The organism is Corynebacterium sp. UMB8791, from assembly GCF_054166365.1.
On sequence record NZ_JBSZCG010000081.1, the window covers coordinates 1 to 312 of the forward strand.

At 55.4% G+C, this 312-nt stretch carries 1 protein-coding gene; it reads right to left on the reverse strand.

What is annotated here, in order from left to right; translation table 11 throughout:
• Positions 1-312 (reverse strand): hypothetical protein (locus ACXIUA_RS02145; protein ID WP_457975982.1); only part of this gene is annotated, 312 nt, incomplete at both ends.

Genomic DNA, 312 nt, shown 5'->3' on the forward strand with positions numbered 1-312 from the left:
TAACTGAGTATCGGTCTGTGCGTCAATTGCTTCCTCGAAGCCGTCAATCGGGTGGCCCGAGACATACAAGCCCAGCATCTCACTCTCGAGAGCAAGTTTGTGTTTCTTGTCCCACTCCTCATCCGGGATCTGCAGAGCAAACGCGTTGTCAGCAGCAACAGCGTCGTCACCTCCGAAAGAGGCGAACAGGTCGAACTGCCCCTTGTCAGCAGCCTTCTTCGTGGTAAGCACAGTATCGACGGCTTCCTCGTTGATGAGCATCAACCCCTTGCGCGGGTGCCCAAGCGAGTCAAACGCTCCGGCCTTAATTAG